Origin of the sequence: Parabacteroides acidifaciens (assembly GCF_003363715.1) — a bacterium.
Classification (GTDB): Bacteria; Bacteroidota; Bacteroidia; order Bacteroidales; family Tannerellaceae; genus Parabacteroides; species Parabacteroides acidifaciens.
Map to the genome: position 1 here is coordinate 1 of NZ_QREV01000095.1, position 7,870 is coordinate 7,870.

At 42.6% G+C, this 7,870-nt stretch carries 8 protein-coding genes; 7 read left to right on the forward strand and 1 reads right to left on the reverse strand.

The window, feature by feature from the left end; genetic code table 11:
* Positions 1–333 (forward strand): putative oxidoreductase C-terminal domain-containing protein (locus DWU89_RS19965; protein WP_316250683.1); only part of this gene is annotated, 333 nt, incomplete at its 5' end.
* Positions 334–392: 59 nt separating this feature from the next.
* On the opposite strand, the gene DWU89_RS19970 is transcribed toward DWU89_RS19965, so the two are convergent.
* The gene (locus DWU89_RS19970; RefSeq protein WP_158543415.1) at positions 393–1,265 is read right to left on the reverse strand and encodes an AraC family transcriptional regulator; all 873 of its coding nucleotides are present in this window, start codon (positions 1,263–1,265) and stop codon (positions 393–395) included.
* Between the two features lie 182 nt (positions 1,266–1,447).
* Here DWU89_RS19970 and DWU89_RS19975 point away from each other — a divergent pair, with 182 nt between their 5' ends.
* The 6 genes from DWU89_RS19975 to DWU89_RS20000 form a co-directional block, all read left to right on the forward strand.
* On the forward strand, positions 1,448–2,821 hold the full coding sequence (locus DWU89_RS19975; protein ID WP_115501386.1) for a Gfo/Idh/MocA family protein: 1,374 nt from the start codon (positions 1,448–1,450) through the stop codon (positions 2,819–2,821).
* Between the two features lie 5 nt (positions 2,822–2,826).
* The gene (locus DWU89_RS19980) at positions 2,827–4,062 is read left to right on the forward strand and encodes a DUF6807 domain-containing protein (RefSeq protein WP_115501387.1); all 1,236 of its coding nucleotides are present in this window, start codon (positions 2,827–2,829) and stop codon (positions 4,060–4,062) included.
* A 4-nt stretch (positions 4,063–4,066) separates the two neighbouring features.
* A complete protein-coding gene (locus tag DWU89_RS19985; RefSeq protein ID WP_115501388.1) occupies positions 4,067–4,963 on the forward strand; it encodes a DUF6807 domain-containing protein in 897 nt (298 codons plus the stop codon).
* Between the two features lie 4 nt (positions 4,964–4,967).
* The gene (locus DWU89_RS19990; protein WP_115501389.1) at positions 4,968–5,774 is read left to right on the forward strand and encodes an SDR family oxidoreductase; all 807 of its coding nucleotides are present in this window, start codon (positions 4,968–4,970) and stop codon (positions 5,772–5,774) included.
* Between the two features lie 3 nt (positions 5,775–5,777).
* A complete protein-coding gene (uxuA, locus tag DWU89_RS19995; RefSeq protein WP_115501390.1) occupies positions 5,778–6,998 on the forward strand; it encodes a mannonate dehydratase in 1,221 nt (406 codons plus the stop codon).
* A gap of 18 nt (positions 6,999–7,016) precedes the next feature.
* Positions 7,017–7,870, forward strand: an 854-nt coding sequence (locus DWU89_RS20000) for a putative oxidoreductase C-terminal domain-containing protein (RefSeq protein WP_316250684.1), incomplete at its 3' end; no start/stop codon positions are given.

Consider the following 7,870-nt stretch of genomic DNA (forward strand, 5'->3'; position numbering starts at 1 on the left):
GGTAAAGAGCAAAACTATCAACCTGAATTGTTTGTAGAAGCAGTTAAGGGTGTCGATCTGGCTGCCTATGAAAAGGACCTTACTACTTCAATGGAAAAGGTTTCAGCCAAATATCCGGGTGTAGCCTTGAATAAGATCAACGACAGTGTATGGCAGATCGAGATTCCTGCAAAATACCGTGTCGGTCATGAAGCTCACTTCGGGCAGGTAACAGAGCATTTCCTTCAATATCTGAAGGATGGCAAATTGCCGGAATGGGAAGTTCCGAATATGCTGGCTAAGTATTACACAACGACTTCTGCTTTGGATATGGCAAAAGCGAAAATGAAGTAAACGATTTCTTTATAAGAATAGTGAACCGGTCTGTAAGAGTTATTCTTTTAGACCGGTTTTTATTTAAGAAATTGTTTCCGGTATTCGGTAGGAGTAAAGCCTGTGTTGCGTTTGAAGATCCGGTTAAAATGTGTAATGGTGTTAAAGCCGCATTCGAGACAGATCTGGAAGATATCCATTTTGTTTTCGATCAGTAGTTTACATGCGTATCCGGTACGTAACCCCAGCACATATTCTGTAAAAGTCTTTCCTGATTTATCCTTGAAGTAACGGCAAAAGGCAGAGTTGTTCATGGCAATGAGTGAAGATACTTCGTTAAGGTCTATATCTTCCTTATAGTGGTTCATTAGAAATGAGAGTACCTTTTTCATGCGCGGGTCCATCGCCGGTGATAGGGTTTGGCAGAATTGCAAACTTCCCAGAGAGCGTTTGTCTGGAAATTTTGCCATTTGGTCCAATAAGTGTAGTAAGTTGATAATTCGTATGATTCCGTTAGATTCGGGCAATTGTATAATACTTCGGATAATCTCCTGATTTTGTGGATAAGGGAAGTGAATTCCACGCTTTGCGTCTTCCAATAAATTTTTGATGTGAGACAGGTCGGCGTAATTATTAATAGCATGAGCCATAAAGGCTTCTTCGAATTGGATGATTGTGCCTCTGACCCGCAATTTATTATCGCCCTTTTCATACTCCGGTGTACTCTTCATATAATGGGGAATTCCACTACCGATTAGAGTAAGGTCATGAGCTTGAAATTCTTCCATGTTATCAGCAACAAACCGTTTCCCTGAACCTTCTTCTACATAAATGATTTCGAATTCATTATGTACATGCCAGGGAAATGTAAATTTCTCATAATCATATTTCCGTGCAATAATAGGCGCTCCGGAATAAATCGTGAGTTGCTCATGCATTATTCTATTTTCCATTTCAGACTCTCTTCTTGTTATTTGCAAATGTATGTATAATTTTTGTGAATCGGGGGCTGTAAAGTTTTTTGTTTCGGTCCAAGATAGTGTCATTATTTGCAAAAATAGGTTATATCCGGTAGGTAAACTCTTTGTACTTTTGTATATAGCAACTAAGTAATAACATTTTAAATTCTGATACGATGACTACAACACGAAGAGAGTTTCTAAAAAGATCATTGACTGCGGGAGTTGGTATGTTTATCGCTCCGACTATTGTCCCGGCCTCTGTTTTTGGGCCTAATGCACCATCCAATCGGATTAATATCGGAGCTATTGGGACTGGGCGTATTTCACGGGATCATGATATGCCAGGAGTTTGGAAATATGATGATGTCCGGATTATTGCTGCTGCCGATCTTGATGCAAATCGGGTGGCAGATGCGAAAAAGTTGGTAGAAGGATACTATTCCAAAAAATTAGGAAAGCCCTATACAGGTGTGACTACATATGAAAATTATCAAGATTTGTTGGCGAATAAAGATATTGATGCAGTTCTGATCAGTACCCCGGACCATTGGCATGCCAAAATCGCAATTGATGCTGTTCGGGCTGGAAAAGATGTTTATTTGCAGAAACCGACTTCTTTAACGATCGAAGAAGGACGTAAAATGAGTGATGCTGTAAATGCGACCGGGCGCATCCTACAGATTGGAAGCCAGCAACGTTCAATGGAGCAATTCCGGGTTGCCTGCGAATTGGTGAGAAATGGGCGTATCGGGCAATTGAAAGAGATAGAAGTCCGTTTACCGGGTGATCCGTCAGGTGGAAATCCGGAGGAAATGCCTATCCCGAAAAGTTTTAATTATGATATGTGGCTTGGACAGACGCCTTATGTCCCATATACGGTTGATCGTGTACATCCCCAACGAGGGTATGGGCGTCCAGGATGGTTGCGCTGCGAGCAGTTTGGGGCCGGTATGATCACAGGATGGGGAGCGCATCATTTTGATATTGCTCATTGGGCGATGGATAAGGAGTATTCCGGTCCGATAGAAATATTTGGGCGTGCAACGTTTGCGTCCGGAGGCTTGTGGGATGTTCATGGGGATGATTTCGAGACGGAGATGCTTTATGATAATGGGGTGATAGTCCGTGGAATCACTAATACGAATGAGAAACCGAACGGGGTTTTGTTTACCGGAACCGAAGGATGGATATTTGTAAGTCGAGGAGCTTATCAGGCTTCGGCAAATGACCCGACGACAGCAGGAAGTTCAAAAGCATTACAGGCTTCTGATCCGAAGATATTGACATCTGTGATTGGTGAAAACGAAGTTCATTTGTATAGAAGCACAGACCATCATGGGAACTGGCTTGAGAGTGTACGGACTCGTAAGCAGAATATTACACCGGCTGAAGTAGCACATCGTTCCTGCTCGGCTTGCTTATTGCAACATATAGCCATGAAACTCAACAGAAAACTTTATTGGGACCCGATTCTGGAGCGATTTAAAGATGATGACGAAGCGAATTCTATGATTGCTCGTCCCCATCGTCCACCGTATAATTTCTGATAGTTATGAAGCAGTTTATATTAATTATTTGTTGTTGGCTTTTTTCTTTGCCTTTATGGGCGGCAGAAACAGTTAAGATAGTCGTGGAAGCCGGTAATTTTGAAAGAAAGGATTGCGTCATTTCTGCAGACATTTCAGTGTTGGGTACACGAGAAGTGTTCAGTGTTGCTTTGTTTGAGAAAATAGACAAGAAAAAGAAGCCGGTGAAATGCCAATTGATATGGGAAGAAAAAAAGCCTGTATTGTATTGGATTTTGGATGGTGTTACTCCGGCAGGTACTTCACGCGAGTTTATCGCTAAACGGATTAAGGTACATCAGGAAACTGGGACAATGAAAGTGTCTGATACAGGGACTGCTTTAGTGTTGAAAAAGAATGGTAATGAAGTTCTTCAGTATAATTATGCGGTTACATTTCCTCCGGCAGGAATAGATCTGGCTTATCAGCGTAGCGGGTTTATCCATCCGGCCTATTCCCCTTCCGGGAATGTTCTGACTGCCATACAGCCAAAAGATCATTACCATCATTATGGAATCTGGAATCCTTGGACGCGTATTGAGTATGACGGAAAAATATATGATCTCTGGAACCTGGGGGACAAACAAGGCACGGTACGGGCACGTGATATTGAGTGTACTTATCAGGGAGATGTTTGTGCCGGATATAAGGCCATGCTGGATCATTATATCTTTACCCCTTCGGGTGAGAAAGTGATTATGGATGAGTCTTGGAATATAAAAGCTTGGAATGTGGCAGATGGTTTCTTGTGGGATTTTGAGTCTGGTTTACATCCGTCGACGGATTTACCGGTGTTGATAAAAGCTTATCGTTATGCCGGTTTCGGATGGCGTGCAACGGAAGAGTGGACTAAAGAAAATAGCGAGATGTTTACATCGGAAGGAAAAACGCGCCAGAGAATAGATGGAACTACTGCTCGCTGGATTTATGTCACAGGACAATGTGGCAATCGAGGACGTTCGGGTATGCTGTTTTTAGGACATCCGGAGAATTATAATGCACCGGAACCGCTTCGTATCTGGGATGAGAATGCCAATGGTGGTCGGGGGGATGCGTTTGTGAATTTCGCCCCGACGAAAAATAAAGACTGGAAACTGATGCCTGGTGAACATTATAAGTTGTGTTATCGTATCTTTTCTTATGATGGTGAGATGACACGTGAACGAGCGGATCGTTTGTGGAACGATTTTGCATACCCTCCAAAAGTAACAATAAAACAATAGAAAGATGAAAAAGATAATATTAACAATAGCTGCCTTGCTTTTGGCTGGAATTATGGTGGCTCAAGTACAAGTTGTTTCCGCAACAAAGGTCGGAAACCGGATCGATGTTGTGGTTGGTAACCAGTTTTTCACCAGCTATCATTTTCAGCCGGATGAGAAATATCCGTTCTTTTTCCCGGTTAACGGTCCTGTTTCCGGAGCCTCGACTACTTCGATGCGTAATGGAGAGTTTCCTCACCATAGTTCTCTGTTTTTCGGTTGCGATCGGGTGAATGGTGGTAACTACTGGCAGGAGGGGCTTGAACGTGGACAGATTGTTTCGGTTGGTGCCCGTATTGTAGAGGCAAAAGGCGAACGGGTGGTAATTGAGGACGAATGCATTTGGAAACGGCCGGATGCGCAGGCTCCAATTATCGATCGCCGTAAAATAACGATTTCGTCTCCATCCCCAAATTTGTATCAGCTGGATTTTGATATCGAAATGGAAATGTTAATGGATGTTACGATCTTGAAAACTAATCATTCCTTGTTTAGTGCCCGTATTGATCCGGATTTAACAGTTAAACAGGGTGGCGTGATGATCAATTCTGAAGGTAAAGAAGGGGAAAAAGGAACGTTTGGTGTTGCTTCTTCTTGGATTGATTGTTATGGCAAAAGAAAAACCGGAATAGAAGGGATTACTATCATGCAGCATCCTTCAAATAAATGGTATCCGTCTCCCTGGTTTACGCGTGATTATGGTTTTATATCGCCGACACCTATGTATTGGCCGGAAAACAGGGAAACGACAGACCTGAGAAAAGGAGAGAAAATTAACTTGCGATACCGAGTGCTGGTGCATGCGGGAGACTCCAAACAAGCTGGTATAGTTCAATTGTTCGAACAATATAAAAAAGAATAAACCGATGGATATAAATTTGAAAGGAAAAGTTGCTGTTGTAACTGGTGGTGGAGGTGTATTGGGGGGGAGTATTTCCCGCAGTCTGGTAGAGAATGGAGTGAAAGTTGCTATTTTGGATATTCGCGAAGAGCAACTTGGTAATCGTATAAAAGAGTTGACACAACAGGGAGAGGTTCTTGGCATTCAATGTAATGTATTGGATATACATAGTCTTGAGGCTGCACGGGAAAAAGTGTTTAAAGAGTGGGGTCGTGTAGACATTTTAATAAATGCAGCGGGAGGTAATTTACCGGGAGCAACCTTGCGTGAAGATCAAACGGTGTTTGATATGAAAGTAGAAGATTTTAATCGGGTAACGGATCTGAATATGAATGGAACTGTCTATCCTTGCCTTGTGTTTGGAAAGATTATGGCGGAAAAAGGAGAAGGCTGTATCATCAACGTTTCGTCAATGGCTACTTATTCGGCTATTACGCGGGTTCCTGGTTATTCGGTTGCCAAAAGTGGCGTAAGTATCTTTACTCAATGGTTAGCGATGGAGATGGCGTTGAAATTTAGTGAGAAAATCCGTGTGAACGCATTGGCACCAGGCTTTTTTATTGGTGATCAGAATCGTGGGGTGTTAATCAATCCGGATGGCTCTTATACGGATCGGAGCCGGAAAATATTAGCCCGTACGCCTATGAAACGTTTTGGCAATATTAAAGAGTTGAACGGACTTGTCCATTTTCTCTGCTCAGAACATGCCAGTTTTATAACAGGAGCGATTATTCCAGTAGATGGTGGATTTAGTTCATTTAGTGGTGTATAGCGTATGGCATTGGAAAAAACATGGAGGTGGTTCGGCAAGAAAGATTCTGTCGGACTTGCCGATTTAAAGCAGATGGGAGTGGAGGGAGTCGTTACGTCCCTCCATCATATTCCGGCTGGCGAAGTTTGGCCGGTAGAGGAGATCTTGGCCGTTAAGCAGGAGATCGAAAATCATGGCATGAGGTGGAGTGTAGTGGAGAGTCTCCCTGTCTCTGAAGGAATCAAAATTTGTTCTGCCGACCGTTCCCGCCTGATTGAAAATTACCGGCAGTCTTTGCGCAACTTGGGAACCTGCGGTATAGACACCGTATGCTATAATTTTATGCCTGTGCTGGATTGGGCACGGACGGATTTGCGTTATAAAAACGCGAATGGAGCTGAATCCATGCTGTTCGATTATCCGACTTTTGCCGCTTTCGATATTTATATTCTCAAACGGGAGGGGGCGCGTGAAAGTTATCCTAAGGATATTCAGGAAAAAGCTGCCGGGATAATTGCCGGACTATCCTCGGAACAGCAGGAAGAGCTGGCTCATAATATTATTATTGTGACGCAGGCGTTCATTCATGGTGTAGTGGGGGAAGGGGAAGATTATAAGAAACAGTTCCTTGATTATTTGAAAACTTATGATCGGATAGAGAAAGAACAGTTACGCCGTAATCTTGTCCTGTTTTTGGACGATGTGGTTCCGGTCGCGGAAGAAGTTGGAATAAATCTCTGTATTCATCCGGATGATCCGCCTTTCCCTTTGCTGGGATTACCACGTATTGCTGGTACGATAGAGGATATCCGGTGGATATTGGAGCAGAATGATTCAACGGCAAATGGTTTGACTTTTTGTACAGGATCACTATCGGCTCGGCCTGATAATGATCTTATATCGATGGTGAAAGAGTTTGCTCCCCGCATTCATTTTGTACATTTGCGGAATACGGCTTTTCTGCCGAACTGTGGTTTCTATGAATCAGGCCATTTATGTGGTAGCGTAGATATGTTTGCCATTGTGAAATTATTGTTGGAAGAGCAGATCCGGAGGAGAAAAGCAGGGCGTACAGATACGAGACTTCCTTTTCGTCCAGATCATGGATTGCGAATGTTGGATGATTATCATCGTATTTCTAACCCTGGATATCCCTTGGTAGGACGATTGAAGGGGCTTGCTGAAATAGATGGTTTACAAACAGGGATTGAACGTTGTTTACTGGAATGTTCTGGTGATAATTAAGATTGGTAGTGTAAGAAAATGAAAAAGTATTTGATTTTTACATTGGCATCACTTTTATTGATGTCTTCTTGTTTTACAAAAAAAGCGGAATCGGATGTTTTTACCGGAGCTCCGGGAGAAGTCAAACTTATAACATTGGATCCGGGGCATTTTCATGCAGCTTTGGTTCAGAAAGATTCGTATGATCAAGTGTCGGATAAAATCTATGTATATGCTCCTGATGGGGATGATGTGAAAGAGCATTTAAAAAAAATAGAGGGATATAACACTCGTACTGATTCTCCAACGAAATGGCAGGAAGTTGTTTATAAAGGTCCGGATTTTCTGGAAAGAATGCTTGTGGAGAAAAAGGGAAATGTGATGGTGACTGCTGGTAATAACAGGAAGAAAACCGAGTATATAAAGCAAACTTTGATGGCAGGGATTCATGTCTTGGCTGATAAACCGATGGCAATAAACAGTGAGAACTTCAGTTTGTTGAAAGAGTGTTTCGACATTGCCGGACAGAAAGGTGTCTTGTTGTATGATATTATGACGGAACGCAATGAAATAACAACTATGTTGCAGCGCGAGCTATCTTTGATTCCGGCTGTTTATGGAGAACAGTTGAAAGGTTCGTTAGCTGATCCAGCTATTGTAAAAGAAAGTGTACATCATTTTTTTAAAGTCGTGTCTGGAAATCCGTTAAAACGTCCGGCATGGTTTTTCGATGTGACCCAGCAGGGCGAGGGTATCGTCGACGTAACGACCCATTTAGTAGACCTTGTTCAGTGGGAAGCATTCCCGGAACAGGTAATCGACTATAAGAATGATATCGAACTGTTGGATGCTAATCGTTGGACCACTTCTATCAGTCCGGAAGAGTTTAAGCA